Source organism: Nonomuraea longispora (assembly GCF_004348345.1).
In the GTDB taxonomy this organism is placed as follows: domain Bacteria; phylum Actinomycetota; class Actinomycetes; order Streptosporangiales; family Streptosporangiaceae; genus Nonomuraea; species Nonomuraea longispora.
Genome location: NZ_SMJZ01000102.1, coordinates 1 through 17,236, shown reverse-complemented (window position 1 = coordinate 17,236; position 17,236 = coordinate 1). Strand labels below are relative to the sequence as shown.

Here is a 17,236-nt window from a genome sequence, read left to right as displayed (position 1 = left end):
GTGCTCGGGCTGCTCACCGTCTCGGGCCTGTCGGGCAACTGGAATCCCGCGGTGTTCGAGAATCGGGACGTCCTGGACGTCGAGCGCGGCGCCCGCCATCACCTCGCGTTCGGCTTCGGCCCCCACCAGTGCCTCGGGCAGAACCTGGCCCGGATGGAACTGCAGATCCCTCTTCGACACGTTGTTCCGCCGCATGCCCACGCTGTGCCTGGCCGCGCCGGTGGAGGAGCTGCCGTTCAAGACCGACGCCATCGTCTACGGCGCCTGCGAGCTCCCTGTCACCTGGTGAACCGGGCATGATACGGCCACAAGCCCGGGACGCGGGGGGCCGCTACCCGGGCAGGGTGAACGCGGTGGCGAAGAGGTCGCCGTGCTCGGCGAGGTCGCGCAGCCACGGGGCAGGGACGGACGGGTCGCCGCACGCCACCGGCTCCGCCTGAGAAACGCCCGCAGGCCGCGTCAATGTTCAGATCGCAGCCGGTGAGGGCGTCCGGCATCGTGGTGGAGCTCGACCGCGTGCTGCCGCACAGCGTGTGGCAACACGCCGGAGGTGTGCCGTCGATCTGGCCTTCGCCGGTTCCAGTCAGTCGGTCACGATCCGGGCCCGCGCGGGCGACAGCCACACCATCGCCGAGATCCGCGATCCGCGCGAGGCCACCATCGGGCTGGTCGAAAGCCACGCAAACCGGCCGGTCCGGCGGGGTCCGCCGGACCGGCCCCCGGGCCACCACGGTGGCGGCTGCCGGCGATCAGCCTTGGTACTTCTTCCAACGGTTAGCGTTCAGCAGCTTCCACGCCGTCTTACCTGGTTTGGACTGGTCTCTTTTGATGGTGTAGATGGTCTTGGGAAGATATTGCGCTGGGAATACCTTGCGGATGCCCGCCTTCCGGCATTTCGAAATGTAATGATCGGCGATCGTTTGCGCGTGGTCCGCAATGCTGCACGAGGCGCCGGCGGTGAGTTCCGGTGTGCCCGGCAGAGGGGTTGCGGAGGCCGGTGGTGCGGTGAGGGCCGCGGCAGCCACAAGAGCGGCTGCGACCGAGGTCTGAAGTTTACCGATCAGCAGGGTCATACTCTTCCTCTGATGAGAATGCGGAGTCATACAGACTTCATCCTTCAGCGATCAGGGAGCTCGCCGTGTGCCGGACTCTGTTCCTGAGGCTGGTCTTTGGTGATGACCGTCGTGACGACGGCGGCGATCACGGGCACGCCGAATTCTTTCTTCGATCGGCCCGATCGAGCGCTTCCAGCTTTGTAGTAGCAGGAGCCCGGCGTCCAATATCTGTGTCTATAACCTGCCGGTATGGATGGCGGTGTCTGCTCTGTCACTGTCCGGCCGCGCCGTGACCGGCCTCTTCGCCTGACCATCGATGCGCCGCACCGACCCTTGCCCCAAGGAAGACCCGGGCCTTGCGGCTGCGCCGTCTCAGGCGGTGATGATCTCTTCGGACTGCGGCTCGCGGCGGTCGACCCCGCCTCCGTGCCCGTGATGCACGAGCTGACCACCGACCCCGAACGTGTCCGCGAGCGCTTCGCCGCGTTCCTGTCGTCCTACTGGGACGCCTGCACTGCCCCGGACTGGCCACGCCTGGAGGCCCGCCTGCTCGCCGACATCACCCGCCGGGGGCGCGCGCTGTCCCGCCGCGGTCTCACCCCGATGCTGGAGGAGCTCTCTCCCCATGTGCGATCGGACCCGGGCGATCAGATCGTGCTCGTGCCCTCTCATTTCGTCTGGCCCGAACTGGGCTCCGTGGTCAACCGGCAAACTAACCGCGGTGGCGTGCGGACGACCGTACTGATCACCTATGCCCTCGCCGAGATGCAGCAGGAGGGACGCGCCCCGATCCCCTCCGCCGACCTGCTCAAACTGCTGCGCTCGGCGGGCGATCCGACCCGCCTGCAGATCCTCCAGTTGCTCGCCGTACGGCCCCGCTCCACCCGCGAGATCGCCGGCCTCATCGGACTCACCGAAGCGTCCATCTCCAAGCACATGAAACTCCTGCACGACGCCGGCTGGGTCGAACGGCAACGGCACAGCTACTACATCTATTACCGGCTGGTCCGCGAAGCGCTCACCGGGCTGTCCCACGGCCTGGAACGCTGCTCGGCTGAACCGCCGCCCTCGCCCGTCGCGCAGGGCACGCCCGCGCAGGAGAGGCGGCAGCAGGACCAGGGCGGTGAGGGCGAGCGCGAGGTTGCCGATCAGCGTGATGGTGAACGCTTCGGAATATGCGGCCGGTGACGTCCGCGGGCCGAGAAAGGCGAAGAAGACCAGGCCCAGGACGGCGACACCGAGCGACATGCCCACCTGGTCGGCGGTCTCCAGTACGCCGCCCGCCGCCCCGGCGTCCTTCGCGGGCACACCGGTCAGCACCGTTCCGATCAGCGGGCTGACGCCCAGACCTTCGCCGAAACCGATGACGGCGAGGGCGGGCAGCGGGATCCAGCCCGTCGCGCCGGTTCCGGCGGCCCAGGCCGTGACGAGCAGCGCGAGGGTACCGGCGGCGTTGATCGCGTAGCCGAGGGTGAGCGCGTGGTGCCCGAGCACGGCCTGGATACGCGGCCCCAGCAGCGAGGCGGCGGCGAAGGCCACGGCGAGCGGGACGAAGATGAGCCCGGCGGCCAGCGGCGAATAGCCCGTCCCGTTCTGCAACTGGAGGGTGAGGACGAAGAACGGGCCCGCGTCCCCGGCGATGGAGGCCAGCCCGATCGTCGCGCCGAACACCGCGAACGCCGTCGCCCGCGTCCGGCCGGTGAACACGGTGTGCAGCACCGCCAGCACCTGCGGCTAGAACAGGCCGGCCCCCACCGCCTGGACAGCGCGGAACGCGATCAACGACACCGGATCGGGGGCCAGCCTGGCCGCCAAGGAGCCGAGCAGGAAGACCCAGGTCCTCGGACGCCGTCGCGCACCTGCCCGACGACGCCCCCATCGTGGTCGAGGTGGCGACCGAGGAGCAGGGTGCCTACGACGACCAGATCATCGTGGGCTCCGGTCACGGTGAGATCGGCTGGGGCGACGGCTACGGTATGGAGCCAGACCCGGTGTTCGCGTTGGAGTGCGCGCGGCACGACTGTGGCCCCAGCAGGATTCGAACCTGCAACAGACCCGGCTTCGTAGGCCGGCGCTCTCTCCATTGAGCTATAGGGCCGAGAAAAATGGTGGTGCGCACCCCGTACCGGATTTGAACCGGTGTTCTCCCGGGTGAAAGCCGGGCGTCCTGACCGCTAGACCAACGGGGCCTGCCCCCGACATTCATCGGGGTTTCGTACGTCCGGCGGGATTCGAACCCGCAACACCCGGCTCCTGAGGCCGGCGCCTCTCCCGTTGGGCTACGGACGCGTGGAGTCGTAGCGGGGACTCGGACCCCCGCACTGCGCTCATGCAATTGTCAAGAAAACGTCGGACGGAACGCGGGCATGGGAAAGAGAAAAGGCCGCCCGATGGGATCCGGCGGCCTCTGGATGCGCGTGGCGAGAATCTATCCAGAAGCCTGCCCGGCCAGACCGCAGCCGAGCACCACAAGCCGGCGACAGCCGCGCCACCCGTGCTCCAGGGTGGTGACTGCGTATCGCATGGCCAGCCTTTCCTGACGTTTTCGATCTCGACAAAGTAAACATTAACCGGCGGTCGCCCGTCGTGCCACTCATTTATTCAGACGCATCGGCGGCCGGAATGGTTTCCGCCGTGGCCGGTTGTCCCCCTCCCCGGGGACGGAGGCTTTACTGGGACCATGCGGATCGGAGAGCTGGCCGCGCTGCTCGGGGTGTCGACCCGGACGGTGCGCCACTACCACCAACAGGGCGTGCTGCCGGAGCCACCGCGCCGGGCCAACGGATACCGTGACTACGGCATGCGCGACGCCGTCGCTCTGGCGCGCGTACGCCGCCTGGTCCAGCTCGGGCTGAGCCTGGACGAGGCACGCGAGGTGATCGCCGAGGACAGGTCGAGGGAGCTGGCCGAGATCCTCACCGAGATCGACGCGGATCTGGCCAGGCAGGAGCGCGAGATCCGGGAGCGGCGGGCGAAGCTGGCGGACCTGCTCAGACGGGCCGGGCCGCTGGGCCCCGACGACGTCGCCTCGCCCGACCTGCTGATGCTCCTTCGCGCGGTGAGCCTGCCCGAGTCGAAGGCGGCGGCCTGGGACCGCGAGCTGCTCATGCTCATGGACAGCGTGGCCGCCGAGCCCGGCAGAAGACGCGCCCTGGCGCAGTTGGAGTCGCTCGCCGCAGATCCGGAGGCGGCGGCCGTGGGCCACGAGTTCTACCGCAGGCTGGACGAGCTGGCCGACGCCGAGCCGGGCGACCCCAGGATCGCGCCGCTGGCCCGGGAGCTGGCCGGCTACAGCAGGGAACACCTGCTGGCAGGCTCCGGGCCGGCGACGCGCGGATGGGACCCGGCGTTGCTGGATCCGTTCCTCGACGGGCTGGCTCCGGCCCAGGCCCAGGTCGTGCGCCAGGCGGTCGAGATCATCGCGACCGGGTTCAGGACGGACGCCGGCACGTCCGCGACGACCGGGTAGGGCTCAGCGCGCCGGCAGGAGCCCCTCGGCGGCGAGGGCGTCGCCGACAGCCTCCCCCAGGGCCTCGACCGCGGACTTCGGGCGCACCATCACCGGTGAGTTCGAGCAGGGCAGCCGAGACTGGTGCCGCCGGAGCGCGGCGATCCTGGAGCAGAGGCGGACAGCACATGCGCGGGGGTGACCATCGGCGTTACGTCGCCCTGGGCGACAGCCAGACCGAAGGAATGGGCGACGGCGACGACGTCAACGGCCTGCGCGGATGGGCCGACCGGCTCGCCGGGCGGCTCGCGGCCGCAGACCCGGCCTGCGCTACGCCAACCTGGCCGTACGCGGACACGTGGCCGCGCAGGTCCACGCCGAACAGCTCGGACCGGCACTCGCCCTGTGTCCCGACGTGGCGACCGTCGTCACCGGGGTCACGAAGGCATCGCCGCGGCCGTCGCCCACGCGCTCGGGCTGCCCGGCAGCAGCGACGCGTGGACCCATCCGCTGCCGCCCGAGCCCGCCCCGCCCCGGTGGCGTGCCGCGGGAGCCGAACTGCGCTGGGTCGCCGGCTTCCTCGGCCCCTGGACCGGCAGGCGCCTGCGCGGCCGCTCCTCCGGCGACGGGCGCACCGCCAAACGCCCGCACCTGTTGCCCGTCGGTACGCCGGCCCCCTCTCAGGGGGAGCGGGTACCGTAGCCAGCGGCGCTGACCTTGGAAAAGGGCATTTGTCCGCGTTCCCGGCACCGCACTACGGTGGTGGGATGGATCTTTTCTCGCGCTCTTGGACGGCGTTGCGCACGGCGGTCGCTCATCTGCCCGACGAGGACTTCGCGCGGCCGTCCGGCTGCGCCGGCTGGCTTGTGCGAGACCTGGCGTGTCACCTGGTCATCGACGCTCAGGACGTCCTGATCACGCTCGTGACGCCCGCGGAGAAGGAGCCGACCTGCGACGCGGTGACCTACTGGAAGGTCGGCTCGACGCCGCCGACCGGCGACGACCCGCTCGACGCACTGATCGTCCGGCTGGCGGCCGCTTACGAGGAGCCGCGGCTGCTCCAGTTCCACCTCGACGACGTCGGCTCCGCCGCCGGCCGTGCGGCCGAACTCGCCGACCCCACCCAGCGGGTCGCCACCCAGGACATGGTGCTTACCGCGGGCGACTACCTGTCCGCGTACGTGCTGGAGTGGACGCTGCATCACCTCGACCTGATCGCGCACCTGCCGGACGCGGAGCAACCGCCCGCCGAAGGGCTCGCCCGCTCGCGCGAGATGCTGGAGCAGCTCGCCGGGGCGGCCTTCCCCGCGTCGTTGTCCGACAGGGACGCGCTGCTGGTCGGGACCGGACGGCGGGCCCCGACCGACGCGGAGAAGGCCGAACTGGGCGGCCTGGCAGGGAGGCTCCCGTTCGTCATCGGATGACCGCTCACCTTCGCTTCGGGGTGTAGGTGAGGCCCAGGACGCCGTCGTACAGGCGCCCGCCGCTGCCCGCGATCACCGGGAACAACCAGAACAGGTATTCGTCGACCAGCCCGTGCCGGAGCAGGGTGCGGCTGAACGTGCCGCCCGTGCCGACCTTCAGGATGTCGCCGCCGGGCTGCTCCTTCAGCCGGGCGACCTCCTGGACGACGTCTCCCTCGATGAGGGTGGTGTTCCAGGTGGTCTCCTTGAGCGTGGTCGAGGCGACGTACTTCGGGATGGTGTTCATCCGCACCGCGTAGTCGCCGAACTCCGCCTCCAGTTGCGGCCAGACCTGCGCGTGCGCCTCGTGACTGAGCCGCCCGTAGTGATCTTCCGCATGGTCGTTCCTCTCCTTGACACGATTCGCTGTCTCACTGACGCGTCGACCGGTACAGCCCGAAATCGACAGGGGAGGAAGGCTATTCCTGGAAGAACACGGCGCGGTCCGGTTCGGGCATCCACTGACGCCGCGGATCGTACGGGCGGAAGCCGGCGCGTACGCAGTCGACGAGCGCGGCCAGCAGCGGATGCTGGTTCTGCCGGTGGAGGAGCAGCGAGCACGGATAGACGGGGACGGGGTTGACGACCGGGAGCTGGACGGTGCGCGGGTGCCAGGGCAGCCGGCACGCCAGGCCCACGAAGCCGATGCGTCCCCCGGAGGCGATCTCCTCGACGAAATACTCCCAGCCGAAGTCCGGCCCGCTGTCGTCGATGAGGATGCCGAACGCGGCGCCCAGCAGGCGGTAATAGCCGGCCCACTCGCTGCCGGGGACGTTGCCGGGCATCCACACGGTCGAGCCGGTCAGCTGTTCGACCTCCACCTCCCGAAGGCCGGCCAGCGGATGGTCACGGCCGACCATCACGTGCACGGGCTCCAGGTAGGCCGGCACGTGCCGCAGGTTCTCCTCCACAGGCCCGCCAACGCGGGCGAAGGCGGCGTCGATGGTTCCGCGGGCGAGGGCGTCGCGTGCCGACCTCAGGCCGTTGGAGGTGATGATCTCGATGTCGGCCCGCTGGGTGGCCTGGTGGAACGCCCTGACCAGGTCGACCGAGGCCGACAGCCGCGTGTCGAGCACGTCGATCCGCAGCGCGCGGCGCCGGCCGCGCAGCGCCTCCACCGCCTGGTCGGCCAGCCCGACGAGGGCGCGCGCGTGCGGGAGGAACGCCCTGCCGTCCTCGGTGAGCGCGGCCCCGTTGCGCGAGCGGAAGAGCAGGGTCAGGCCGAGGCCCGACTCCAGCCGCGCGATCCGCTTGGAGATCGCCTGCTGGCTGATGCCGAGCCCGGCGGCGGCCTCGCTGAAGGAGCGGTCTTCGGCGATGGCGACGAAGGCGCGCACGGCGCCGAGGTCCAGCTCCTGTGTCGTCTGGTTCACAACCGATGGTTGTTGCAAATCGGCGTGTCGATTGTTGGACAAGCCCGCCTGCCCTCGGGTCGAATGCTCGGGATCGCCTACGAGCCTACAACCGCAAGGAGTCTTGGCCGGTGGAGTCCTTCGTTCATTTGCACGTGCACACCGAGTACAGCATGCTCGACGGAGCCGCCAAGGTCGGCCTGCTCATGGACGAGGTGTCGCGGCAGGGCATGCCCGCCGTGGCCATGAGCGACCACGGCAACGTGCACGGCGCGTACGAGTTCTACCATGCGGCGCGCAAGGCGGGCGTCAAGCCGATCATCGGCATCGAGGCCTACGTCGCCCCAGCGTCACGGCACCACCGGAAACCGGTCTTCTACAGCGACAACCTCGCCCTGCGCAGATCGAACGACGACACCGGCGAGGGCGGTGACGTCTCGGGACGCGGCCTGTACACGCACATGACCATGTGGGCGGCCGGCGCGCTGGGGTTGCGGAACCTGTTCCGGCTGCAGTCGCGGGCCTGGCTCGAAGGACACGTCCAGAAATATCCGCGTATGGATGATGAACTGTTCGCCGAACACGGCCAGGGCATCATCGCCACCACCGGCTGTCCCTCCGGCGAGGTGCAGACCCGCCTGCGCCTCGGCCAGTACGACCAGGCCGTCGAGACCGCCGCCCGCTACCGGGACGTCTTCGGCAAGGACAACTACTTCCTGGAACTCATGGACCACGGACTGGCCATCGAACGCCGGGTCCGCGAGGACCTGCTCAGGCTCGGCCGCACGCTCGGTCTGCCGCCACTGGCCACCAACGACTCCCACTACGTGACCGAGAGCCAGGCCCAGGCGCACGACGCGCTGCTGTGCATCGGCACCGGCAAACGGCTCGCCGACGCCGACCGCTTCCGCTTCGGCGGAAGCGGCTACTACGTCAAGACCGCCGAGGAGATGCGGGCGCTGTGGGACGCCGAGGTGCCCGGCGCGTGCGACAACACGCTGCTGATCGCCGAGCGGATCGGCGACTACGGCGAGGTGTTCGCCCACCGCGACCTGACGCCGCGCTTCCCCGTGCCCCAAGGCGAGAGCGAGTCGAGCTGGCTGCGCAAGGAGGCCATGGACGGCGCGCGCCGCCGCTACCACGGCGATCCGCCCCAGGAGGTGCTGGAGCGCATCGACTACGAGCTGTCCGTCATCGACACCATGGGCTTTCCCGGCTACTTCCTGGTGGTCGCCGACATCTGCCGCTTCGCCCGCGACAACGGCATCGGCATCGGCCCCGGCCGCGGCTCGGCCACCGGGTCGATGGTCGCGTACTGCACGGGCATCACCGAGCTCGACCCCATCGAGCACAAGCTGATCTTCGAACGCTTCCTCAACCCCGAACGCGTCACCATGCCCGACGTCGACCTCGACTTCGACGACCGGCGGCGCGACGAAATGATCGACTACGTCACCCGCAGGTACGGCGAGGACCACGTCTGCCAGATCGTCACGTTCGGCACCATCAAGGCCAAGGCCGCCGTCAAGGACTCCTGCCGTGTCCTGGGCCTGCCGTACGCTCTCGGCGACCGCATCACCAAGGCGTTCCCCGCGGCCAACGGCGGCAAGGAGATCCCGCTCGCCGCCATCCACGACGACCGCCACCCCCGCCACGGCGAGGCCGCCGAGCTGCGCCAGATGTACGAGCAGGACCCCGACGTCAAGCGGGTCATCGACACCGCGACCGGCGTGGAGAACCTCACCAGGGGCACCGGCGTCCACGCCGCCGGCGTGATCCTGTCGTCCGAGCCGCTGATGGACGTGGTGCCGCTGGTCAAGCCGAAGGCCGACGGCCCGGTCATCACCGGGTTCCCGTTCACGCAGGCCGAGGACATGGGCCTGCTGAAGATGGACTTCCTGGGCCTGCGCAACCTCACCGTCATCGGCGACGCCGTCGCGAACGTCCGCGCCAACAAGGGCATCGACATCGACATCCACGACGTGCCGCTCGACGACCCCACGACGTACGAGCTGCTGGCCCGCGGCGACACGCTCGGGGTGTTCCAGCTCGACTCCGGTGGCATGCGGGTCCTGCTGCGGCTGATGCAGCCCACCACGTTCACCGACATCGCGGCCGTGAACGCGCTTTACCGGCCCGGCCCCATGGAGATGAACGCGCACACCAACTACGCGCTGCGCAAGACCGGCAAGCAGCGGGTCGAGCCCATCCACCCCGAGCTGGAGGAGGCGCTCGAACCCATCCTCGGCGACACCTACCACCTGGTCGTCTTCCAGGAGCAGGTCATGGCGATCGCCCAGCAACTGGCCGGGTACTCGCTCGGCGGCGCCGACATGCTGCGCAGGGCCATGGGCAAGAAGAAGAAGGAGGTCCTGGACGCCGAGTGGGACAAGTTCTCGGCGGGCATGCGCGGCCGGGGCTTCTCCGACGAGGCGACCAAGGCGGTCTGGGACGTCCTGGTGCCCTTCAGCGGCTACGGCTTCAACAAGTCGCACACCGCCGGCTACGGCCTGGTCTCCTACTGGACCGCCTACCTCAAGGCCAACCACCCCTCCGAATACCTGGCCGCGCTGCTCACCTCCGTCGGCGACGACAAGGACAAGATGGCCGTCTACCTGTCCGACTGCCGCCGGCTCGGCATCAGGGTGCTGCCGCCCGACGTCAACGAGAGCCGCCTCGACTTCGCCGCCGTCGGCTCCGACATCCGCTTCGGCCTGGGCGCGGTCCGCAACGTCGGATCCAACGTGGTGGACGCGATCGTCACCGCCCGCGCCGCCAAGGGCCGCTACACCGACTTCAACGACTTCCTCGCCAAGGTGCCGACCGTCGTCTGCAACAAGCGCGTGATCGAGTCGCTGGCCAAGAGCGGCGCGTTCGACAGTCTCGGGCACGACCGGGCGGCCCTCGTCGCGGTGCACGAGCAGGCCATCGACGCGGTCATCGACCTCAAACGCAACGAGGCGCAGGGCCAGGACTCCCTGTTCGGCGAGCCGGGCCGGACGGGCGCGTTCTCGGTCGCGATCCCGGACGGCGAGTGGGACAAGGCCACCCTGCTGGCTTTCGAGCGCGAGATGCTCGGCCTGTACGTGTCGAGCCACCCCCTCGACGGCGCGGAACGGGTCCTCGACGCCCACCGTGACGTCACGATCGCCGGCCTGCTCGCCTCCGAGCGGCAGGAAGGCGTGACCCGCGTCAGCGGCATCATCTCGGGCCTGCAGCGCAAGGTCACCAAGCAGGGCAACCCGTGGGCCATCGTCACCCTCGAGGACCACGACGCCTCCGTGGAGTGCCTGATCTTCCCCAAGACGTACACGCTCTACGGCGAACTGCTGGCCGAGGACCGCGTGATCTCCGTCAGGGGCCGCATCAACGTGCGCGACGAGACGATGAGCGTCTACGGCGAGGAGATCACCGTGCTCGACGTCTCCGCCGACGCCCCCGCCTCCCCCGTGGTCATCTCGATCCAGGAGACGCGGCTGACCCTGCGGCTGGTGCGGGAGTTCAAGCACATCCTGAGCGCCCATCCGGGGCGGGCGCCCGTACACGTGCGCCTGCACCGCCGGGGCCGCAAGGACCTGCTGCTCCACCTCGAACCCTTCAGCGTCGCCGCGGAGCCGGCGTTCTACGGCGACGTCAAGGCGCTGCTGGGGGCCGGCTCGATCGGTACGGCATGAGCCCGGTGACGCCGGGCGCGGCCTGCCCGCGCTGCCGTACCGGTGAGGTGCTGGCCGTGGTCCGCGTCCCGCACGGCTGGACGAACGCCTCGGGACGGCCGGTCAGGGGCGTCGGCGAGGTGCTGCTGTGCGGCCGCTGCGACGCCGGCCGTCCCGTCACCGGGCCACTGGTCGCCTACCTCACCGCGCACGAGTCGGTCGGGTCCGCCGAGCTGAACGACCTCGCGCCGCTGCTGCGCCGCTGGATGGACGGGGTGCGCGCCCCCGCGCCGGACGAGCGTGCGCTGCGGGCCGAGACCGAGGCCTGGCGCCGCGGAGATCTGTGATCCCCGCGCCCGGCGGACTCGGAGCCCCGAGGGTTGCGTTTACCGATATGTTCTGACATGCTCACGCCGAGGTAATGATCATGACTATCAGTGCCGAGCCTTCACTCCCCGACCAGTCAGGGCGACTCGCCGTGGTCACCGGCGCCAACAGCGGCCTCGGCTACGTCACCGCCCGCGAACTGGCCCGCCATGGCGCGCACGTCGTGCTGGCCTGCCGCGACCCCGAGCGCGGGCAGGCAGCCCTGGCCCGCCTGCGCGGCGAGGTGCCCGGCGCGCAGGCCGAGCTGCGCCAGGTCGACCATGCCAGCCTGGCCTCCGTCCGCGACTTCACCGCGCAGTGGGACCACGACCGGATCGACCTGCTGGTCAACAACGCGGGCGTGGCGATCGGGCCGCTCACCAGGACCGAGGACGGCTTCGAGCGGCAGTTCGGCACCAACCATCTGGGCACCTTCGCCCTCACAGGCGGGCTGCTGCCGCATCTGCTGGCCGCGCCCGCAGCGCGCGTCGTCACCGTCAGCAGCGAGGTCCAGCGTTTCTGCACCTTCAACCTGGACAACCTCAACGCCGAACGCGGCTACAACACGTTCGTGGCCTACATGCGCTCCAAGCGGGCCAACCTCTACTTCGCCATGGAGCTGCAGCGCCGGGCGGACGCGGCCGGACGGCCGCTGCGCAGCATGGCCGTCGTACCCGAACTCAGCCGGACCAACGTGTTCATGGCCGGCGTGCACGGCAGCAAGGGGCGGCTCTACAGGACGTTGATCGGGCTGATGCTGCGGGTCGCCTTCCGTCCCGCGGAGAGCGGCGCCAAGCCCTCCTTGCACGCGGCGACGGCCCCCGACCTGCCGGGCGGCAGCTTCGTCGTGCCGCGGGGGCCGTTCCACGCCTACGGCTCCCCCACCCGGGTCACCCGCGCACCCGGGATGCACGACGCCGCCACCGCCCAGCGGCTGTGGCAGCTGTCGGAGAAGCTCACCGGCGTCGAGTTCCGGTGGCCCGACCCGTCGTCGGCCTGACCCGCACCACTGAACACCTCCGGCACGGCCCGCGTATCTCCCCATGACGTGGCGATCGTGAGGAGGCGTGCGCAGTGGCCGTACCCGCAGGGTCCAGGCGGACCGCGACGGCCGTCGCGCTGGCGGCGGCCACGCTGCTCGGCGTCCCGGGCACGGCCGCCGCCGACCCGTCTCCCGCCAAGGCCAGGGCCACGCTGGTGAAGCTCAACGAGCAGGCCGACCAGATGGTCGAGCGGTACAACCAGGCCACCGAGGCCCACAAGAAGGCGAAGAAGACGTACGACGCCCTCAACGCCGATGTCGGGCGCAGGAAGGCCCGGGCCGATGCCCTGCGCGGAGACCTCGCCGCGCTGGCCGCCCGCGACTACCGGCTCGGCGCCTTCCCCGCCTGGAGCGGGCTGGCCGGCCGTAGCGACCCCGAGGCGGTGCTCGGCTCCATGGCCTCCCTCGACCAGATCGCTCAGGCGGAGGCCTCGAAGGTGCGCGCCTTCGAGGCCGCGACCAAGGACCTGCGTGACCGGCGCGACCGGGCCAGGACCGTCCTGCGCGAGGCCGACGCGGCACGCGACAAGGTACGTGGGGAGAAGGCCAAGGTCGACAAGCTGGTCGAGCGGCAGACCAAGCTCCTGCGCCGGCTGGGCCGCTTCAACAAGGGCGACCCGGCCAGCCCCGGCATCCCGTACACGGGGGCGGCGTCGGGCAACGCCCGCGCGGCGCTCACCTTTGCCTTCGCCCAGGTGGGCAAGCCGTACCGGTACGGTGGCACGGGCCCGGGCTCCTTCGACTGCTCCGGCCTCGTCCAGGCCGCCTGGCGCGTGGCGGGGGTCGAGCTGCCGCGCACCACCTGGAGCCAGTGGAGCTGGGGCGCCGCCCGCCGGGTGCCCCTTGACGAGGTGGAGCCCGGCGACCTGCTCTTCAGCAAGGGGCTGGGCCACATGGGGATGTACGCGGGCGACGGGAAGATGGTGCACGCGCCGCAGACCGGGGACGTGATCAAGGTGGTCGCCCTCGACGACTACTGGCGCGGCCGCCTGGCCGGCGCGGTCCGCCCCTGACGGCTCAAGCACGGACGTAGCGGTCGAGCACAGTGCGTGCGACTGCGCGGATCGCCGGGCCGGGATCGTCGGGCACGCCAGTGGTCAGCGCCGTGAACAGGATGCCGAGAACGCTCGTCTCCAGCAGCATCGCGTCCTGTTCCGTGAGGGCGATGCCGGCGGCGCGGCACTGGCGCACGATGAGGTCGCACCGCTCGCGCAGGGCATCGGCCAGCATGCTCCGCAGTGCGGAGTTCCTGGTGCTCTCCAGGTGCAGCTCGAACAGCGCCAGCGGCTCGCCGCGCTCGTCGGCCACCATCAAGGTGAGCACCTTCACCAGCGCCTCTTCCAGGCGGGCGGGGTCGAGCGGGCGCACCACGTGGGCGTCGACCCGTTCGGACAGGCGCCGGCCGATCCGCTGGATGATGGCGTCCATCAGGGCGTCGCGGGTGCGGAAGTAGCGCGAGGCGGTGCCGTCGGGGACGCCTGCGGCGGCGTCGACGGCTCGGTGGGTCAGCCCACGGGAGCCTTTCTCCGCGAGCACCGCGATGGCGGCGGCGACGAGGTGTTCGCGGCGTTGAGGGTTAGGGCGTGGCACGGTCGGGTCGCTCTCCCCGGTCGGTGTGGTCTGTCGTGTGGTGCGCTGTGTGCTCGGCTGGGCCGCACCATTTCACCAGAGCCTGCCGGATGCCGTCGTGATCCCCGGCCCAGGCCACGTATCCGTCGGGCCGGATCAGCGACGCCTCCGGCCGCAGGCCGCCGAGCGGGCGCACTGACCTGACCCGGCCCGCCCACGGCCGCCCGGCGGTGGTGTCACCAGAGGCCAGCAGGACGAACCGGCCCTCCCGGAGAACTTCGTAGAGCCGGCCGCCGGTGGTGGGCCCGTCGGGCGCGCGCCGCCCGGCCAGAGGGTGGGCGTGCGCGTCGCCGGGAGGGTAGGCGATCTCCAGCCCGGACATCAGCCCGAGTACGCGGCGGCGGCCGGGGCCGGTGCGCAGCAGGGCGGCCATGACGTGCTGGTTCACCCGCAGCCGCAGCCGCGAGCCGGTCAGGACCAGCCGGGTGAGACGGTCGGTCAGCGCCAGCACGGCGGCGCCCACCGGATGCCGCTCGGCGTGGTAGGTGTCGAGCAGCCACGGCGGGGCCCATCCGCGCAGGTCGGCGGCGAGCTTCCAGCCGAGGTTGACGGCGTCCTGGATGCCGGTGTTCATGCCCTGGCCGCCGATGGGGGAGTTCACGTGCGCGGCGTCGCCGGCCAGGAACACCCGTCCCGACCGGTAGCTGCGGGCCTGGCGGCGCTCGGCTGCGAAGCGGGAGAACCAGCGCGGCTCGCTCATCCGGTAGTCGGTGCCGGCGATGTCCTTGAACGCGCGGCGGATCTGCCCGAAGGCCGGCTCCCGGTCCGGATCGTCCCCGTCGAGCAGCCACGCGCCGACCCGGAACCAGCCGTCGCCGAACGGGATGGCCACGACCGCGCCCGCCGTGCCGACCTGGGTGATGGGCGGCAGCTCCGGCCCAGGGATGCGGACATCGGCCAGCAGCATGGGCAGGCTGTAGGTTTCGCCCGCGAAGCCCACGTCCAGCAGTTCGCGCACGGTGCTGTGGGCTCCGTCGGCGCCGATGACGTACCTGGCCGAGAGCTCGGCGCCGTCCCGCAGCGTGAGCCGTACGGAGTCGGCGTCCTGGGAGAGGCCGACGACCTCGGCGTTCCTGATGATCTCCACGCCGAGCTCGGCGGCGCGCTCGCGCAGCACCTCCTCCGTGCCGCTCTGCGGCACGACCAGCAACATCGGGTAGCGCGTGTCGAGCCGCTCGAAGTCGACGCGGGAGGCGTAGGCGGGATACACCGTGCCGAGCGGGTTGCCCCGCGCGACCAACCGGTCTCCCAGCCCCCGGGCGTCGAGCAGTTCCAGTGCGCGGGCGTGCAGGCCGAATGCCCGGGTGACGCCGGCCTCACCGTTCCGCTTGTCGACGATCCTGCAACGCACGCCGGCCAGAGCCAGCTCGCAGGCGACCATGAGCCCGGTCGGGCCCGCGCCCACGATGACGACGTCGTTCATGAGATTCCCCTATTCGCTACAGATGTATCGCTACATTCATAGCGTATATCGGAGGGGCGTGCGCTGCTGGTCTTTTGGCCGTACCTGTGCAGCTCTGGGCCAGATAAGGTGAATGCCGGATATCGGGAGGGGCGATGCAGTGAGTCGCAGACGTGCCACGCTGGCCACCATTGCCGCCGCGGCCGGCGTGTCGGTGGCCACGGTGTCCAAGGTGCTCAACGACCGCAGCGACGTCGCACCGGCCACCCGGGCGCTGGTGCGGGCCCTGCTGCATGAGCACGGGTACGTCCCTCCGCGCCGCGGCCCGGCCCAGCCCGCCACGGTCGAGGTGCGGGTGGACGAGCTCAGCGCCTACGAGTCCGAGATCATCAAGGGCACGATCGAGGCGGGCGCCGCGGCGGGTGTGTCGGTCGTCGTCACCAAGAGGACCGCCGGACCCCTCGACCTGACCGCCGGGCGCCGGGCTCTGATCACCCTCTTCGAGGAGCCGGCCCCGGCGCAGCTCGCCGCCCTGACACGGGCCGGCCTGCCGGTCGTCGTGGTCGACCCGCTCTACCTGCCGGGCGCCCTGGTGACCAGCGTCGGCCCCACCAATTTCGCCGGCGGCATGTCCGCCACCCAGCACCTGCTGAGCCTCGGCCACCGCCGCATCGCCTATCTCGGCGGCCCCGCCACCGCGGCCTCCAACCAGGCCCGCATGCACGGCTACCGCGCCGCGATGGAGGCGGCGGATGTGCCCGTCCTGCCGGGGTACGTGGTCACCCCCGGCTACTGCTACCGCGACGGCGTGCGGGGCGGCGCCGCCCTGCTCGGCCTCTCCCCCGCGCCGACGGCCGTCTTCGCCGCCTGCGACGAGGCCGCCCTCGGCGCGATCCACGCCGCCAGGGCCCGCGGCCTGCGCGTCCCCGAGGACCTCAGCGTCGTCGGCTTCGACGACACGGAGGTCGCCTTCATGTCCTCGCCGCGGCTGACCACCGTACGCCAGCCGCTGCACGAGATGGGGGGCGTGGCCCTGCGCACGGCCCTGCGGCTGTCCGCCGGCGAGGAGATCGACTCCCGTCACGTCGAGTTGGCCACCGAGCTGGTCGTCCGCGAATCGAGCCTGGCCGCCTGAAAGTTCGGGGCCCGGTCACCCGGACCGCTCCGCCAACCGGTAGGACACCGTGAGACGGAATAGTACGGGAGGATGTGATGGCGGATGGGTTCGCCAAATATGTCGGGCAACGACACGAGCGGTTGTGCCGGACGGCGTACCTGCTGACCCGCGACTGGCAGGCCGCCGAGGACCTCGTGCAGACGACGCTGGTCAAGGCGTGGACCGCCTGGCGCAGGATCGAGGCCGATCCCGACCCGTACGTGTACCGGATCCTCGTCAACACGCACGCCTCCTGGTGGCGGCGTCGCTGGCGCGGTGAGGTGCCGACCGAGGCGCTGCCCGAGTACGCGGCCGGGCCGGACCTGGCGACGGGGGTCGCGGGGCGCTCGGACCTCTGGGCGGCGGTCGGCACCCTGCCGCCCCGGCAGCGCGCGGCGCTCGTTCTGCGTTACTTCGACGATCTGACCCCGCAGCAGGTGGCCGACGCGCTCGGATGTTCGGTCGGCAGCGTGAAGAAACAACTGAGCAGGGCGTTGGCGCGGCTGCGGGTGGATCCCGCGCTGCACGATCTGAAGCCGGAGGTGCTCCGATGAGCCAGTACACCGAGGACGACCTGCGTGCCGTGTTCGCCGAGAACAGCGTCCGCGGGGCCGGGTCGCCGCCCCGGCTGAACGAGATCAGGCGACGGGGGGCCAGGACGCGCTTGCGC

At 70.8% G+C, this 17,236-nt stretch carries 17 protein-coding genes, 3 tRNA genes and 1 pseudogene; 12 read left to right on the top strand and 9 right to left on the bottom strand.

Features of this window, described 5'->3' with window-relative positions:
* Complete coding sequence (locus E1267_RS24875) at window positions 1-300, top strand: cytochrome P450 (protein WP_342774876.1); 300 nt, start codon at window positions 1-3, stop codon at window positions 298-300.
* Window positions 301-331: 31 nt separating this feature from the next.
* Here E1267_RS24875 and E1267_RS47380 read toward each other — a convergent pair whose 3' ends face one another.
* Window positions 332-463, bottom strand: coding sequence for a hypothetical protein (locus E1267_RS47380; protein WP_281283699.1), 132 nt, complete (start codon window positions 461-463; stop codon window positions 332-334).
* 286 nt (window positions 464-749) lie between these two features.
* Window positions 750-1,073 carry a hypothetical protein gene (locus E1267_RS24870; protein WP_132335475.1) on the bottom strand — a complete coding sequence of 108 codons (324 nt, stop codon included), beginning with the start codon at window positions 1,071-1,073 and terminating at the stop codon, window positions 750-752.
* 231 nt (window positions 1,074-1,304) lie between these two features.
* Between E1267_RS24870 and E1267_RS48000 the strand changes: the two genes are divergently transcribed.
* Both E1267_RS48000 and E1267_RS47995 read left to right on the top strand, forming a co-directional pair.
* Complete coding sequence (locus E1267_RS48000; protein ID WP_132335473.1) at window positions 1,305-2,243, top strand: ArsR/SmtB family transcription factor; 939 nt, start codon at window positions 1,305-1,307, stop codon at window positions 2,241-2,243.
* A gap of 692 nt (window positions 2,244-2,935) precedes the next feature.
* Window positions 2,936-3,004 (top strand): annotated as a pseudogene (locus E1267_RS47995) (hypothetical protein); the annotation flags it as partial.
* 74 nt (window positions 3,005-3,078) lie between these two features.
* Here the strand turns inward: E1267_RS47995 and E1267_RS24855 are convergent.
* From E1267_RS24855 to E1267_RS24845, 3 genes are all read right to left on the bottom strand, one after another.
* Window positions 3,079-3,153 (bottom strand) — tRNA-Arg (locus tag E1267_RS24855).
* Between the two features lie 18 nt (window positions 3,154-3,171).
* A tRNA-Glu gene (locus tag E1267_RS24850) sits at window positions 3,172-3,244 on the bottom strand.
* Window positions 3,245-3,271: 27 nt separating this feature from the next.
* Window positions 3,272-3,344 (bottom strand) — tRNA-Leu (locus tag E1267_RS24845).
* Window positions 3,345-3,735: 391 nt separating this feature from the next.
* On the opposite strand from E1267_RS24845, the gene E1267_RS24840 reads away from it, so the two are divergent.
* The 3 genes from E1267_RS24840 (at window position 3,736) to E1267_RS24825 (ending at window position 5,927) form a co-directional block, all read left to right on the top strand.
* Entirely contained in the window at window positions 3,736-4,524 is a 789-nt protein-coding gene (locus tag E1267_RS24840) for a MerR family transcriptional regulator (RefSeq protein WP_132335471.1), read from the top strand.
* A gap of 384 nt (window positions 4,525-4,908) precedes the next feature.
* Complete coding sequence (locus E1267_RS47680) at window positions 4,909-5,205, top strand: hypothetical protein (RefSeq protein WP_342774875.1); 297 nt, start codon at window positions 4,909-4,911, stop codon at window positions 5,203-5,205.
* Window positions 5,206-5,270: 65 nt separating this feature from the next.
* Window positions 5,271-5,927 carry a maleylpyruvate isomerase N-terminal domain-containing protein gene (locus tag E1267_RS24825; protein ID WP_132335469.1) on the top strand — a complete coding sequence of 219 codons (657 nt, stop codon included), beginning with the start codon at window positions 5,271-5,273 and terminating at the stop codon, window positions 5,925-5,927.
* A 4-nt stretch (window positions 5,928-5,931) separates the two neighbouring features.
* Here the strand turns inward: E1267_RS24825 and E1267_RS47375 are convergent, their stop codons facing one another.
* Both E1267_RS47375 and E1267_RS24815 read right to left on the bottom strand, forming a co-directional pair.
* The gene (locus E1267_RS47375) at window positions 5,932-6,369 is read right to left on the bottom strand and encodes a dihydrofolate reductase family protein (protein WP_281283702.1); all 438 of its coding nucleotides are present in this window, start codon (window positions 6,367-6,369) and stop codon (window positions 5,932-5,934) included.
* Window positions 6,370-6,385: 16 nt separating this feature from the next.
* Window positions 6,386-7,339, bottom strand: a complete 954-nt coding sequence (locus E1267_RS24815; RefSeq protein WP_132335465.1) for a LysR family transcriptional regulator — start codon at window positions 7,337-7,339, stop codon at window positions 6,386-6,388.
* 110 nt (window positions 7,340-7,449) lie between these two features.
* On the opposite strand from E1267_RS24815, the gene dnaE reads away from it, so the two are divergent.
* The 4 genes from dnaE to E1267_RS24795 all read left to right on the top strand — a co-directional run bounded on the left by dnaE (window position 7,450) and on the right by E1267_RS24795 (window position 13,392).
* Window positions 7,450-10,992, top strand: a complete 3,543-nt coding sequence (gene dnaE, locus E1267_RS24810; protein WP_281283697.1) for a DNA polymerase III subunit alpha — start codon at window positions 7,450-7,452, stop codon at window positions 10,990-10,992.
* Window positions 10,989-11,318 carry a DUF6300 family protein gene (locus E1267_RS24805; RefSeq protein WP_132335461.1) on the top strand — a complete coding sequence of 110 codons (330 nt, stop codon included), beginning with the start codon at window positions 10,989-10,991 and terminating at the stop codon, window positions 11,316-11,318. Before dnaE ends, E1267_RS24805 begins: the two co-directional genes overlap by 4 nt.
* Window positions 11,319-11,398: 80 nt before the next feature.
* Entirely contained in the window at window positions 11,399-12,337 is a 939-nt protein-coding gene (locus E1267_RS24800; protein ID WP_132335459.1) for an oxidoreductase, read from the top strand.
* Window positions 12,338-12,411: 74 nt separating this feature from the next.
* Entirely contained in the window at window positions 12,412-13,392 is a 981-nt protein-coding gene (locus tag E1267_RS24795) for a C40 family peptidase (protein ID WP_246064233.1), read from the top strand.
* Window positions 13,393-13,396: 4 nt separating this feature from the next.
* On the opposite strand, the gene E1267_RS24790 is transcribed toward E1267_RS24795, so the two are convergent.
* Together E1267_RS24790 and E1267_RS24785 are read right to left on the bottom strand one after the other, a co-directional pair.
* Window positions 13,397-13,969, bottom strand: a complete 573-nt coding sequence (locus tag E1267_RS24790; protein ID WP_132335457.1) for a TetR/AcrR family transcriptional regulator — start codon at window positions 13,967-13,969, stop codon at window positions 13,397-13,399.
* Window positions 13,956-15,431 carry an FAD-dependent oxidoreductase gene (locus E1267_RS24785; RefSeq protein ID WP_132335455.1) on the bottom strand — a complete coding sequence of 492 codons (1,476 nt, stop codon included), beginning with the start codon at window positions 15,429-15,431 and terminating at the stop codon, window positions 13,956-13,958. The genes E1267_RS24790 and E1267_RS24785 overlap by 14 nt, the downstream gene beginning before the upstream one ends.
* A gap of 139 nt (window positions 15,432-15,570) precedes the next feature.
* Between E1267_RS24785 and E1267_RS24780 the strand changes: the two genes are divergently transcribed.
* Both E1267_RS24780 and E1267_RS24775 read left to right on the top strand, forming a co-directional pair.
* Entirely contained in the window at window positions 15,571-16,545 is a 975-nt protein-coding gene (locus E1267_RS24780; protein ID WP_246064232.1) for a LacI family DNA-binding transcriptional regulator, read from the top strand.
* A 77-nt stretch (window positions 16,546-16,622) separates the two neighbouring features.
* The gene (locus E1267_RS24775; protein ID WP_132335451.1) at window positions 16,623-17,120 is read left to right on the top strand and encodes a SigE family RNA polymerase sigma factor; all 498 of its coding nucleotides are present in this window, start codon (window positions 16,623-16,625) and stop codon (window positions 17,118-17,120) included.
* Window positions 17,121-17,236 lie beyond the last annotated feature (116 nt).

What these genes read in the sequence shown, in the direction of transcription:
- E1267_RS24775 (WP_132335451.1), top strand. Translation starts at nt 16,623, where the DNA reads ATGGCGGATGGGTTCGCCAAATATGTCGGGCAACGACACGAGCGGTTG.
- E1267_RS24840 (WP_132335471.1), top strand. Translation starts at nt 3,736, where the DNA reads ATGCGGATCGGAGAGCTGGCCGCGCTGCTCGGGGTGTCGACCCGGACG.
- E1267_RS24870 (WP_132335475.1), bottom strand. Translation starts at nt 1,073, where the DNA reads ATGACCCTGCTGATCGGTAAACTTCAGACCTCGGTCGCAGCCGCTCTT.
- E1267_RS48000 (WP_132335473.1), top strand. Translation starts at nt 1,305, where the DNA reads ATGGATGGCGGTGTCTGCTCTGTCACTGTCCGGCCGCGCCGTGACCGG.
- E1267_RS24785 (WP_132335455.1), bottom strand. Translation starts at nt 15,431, where the DNA reads ATGAACGACGTCGTCATCGTGGGCGCGGGCCCGACCGGGCTCATGGTC.
- E1267_RS24825 (WP_132335469.1), top strand. Translation starts at nt 5,271, where the DNA reads ATGGATCTTTTCTCGCGCTCTTGGACGGCGTTGCGCACGGCGGTCGCT.
- E1267_RS24800 (WP_132335459.1), top strand. Translation starts at nt 11,399, where the DNA reads ATGACTATCAGTGCCGAGCCTTCACTCCCCGACCAGTCAGGGCGACTC.
- E1267_RS24805 (WP_132335461.1), top strand. Translation starts at nt 10,989, where the DNA reads ATGAGCCCGGTGACGCCGGGCGCGGCCTGCCCGCGCTGCCGTACCGGT.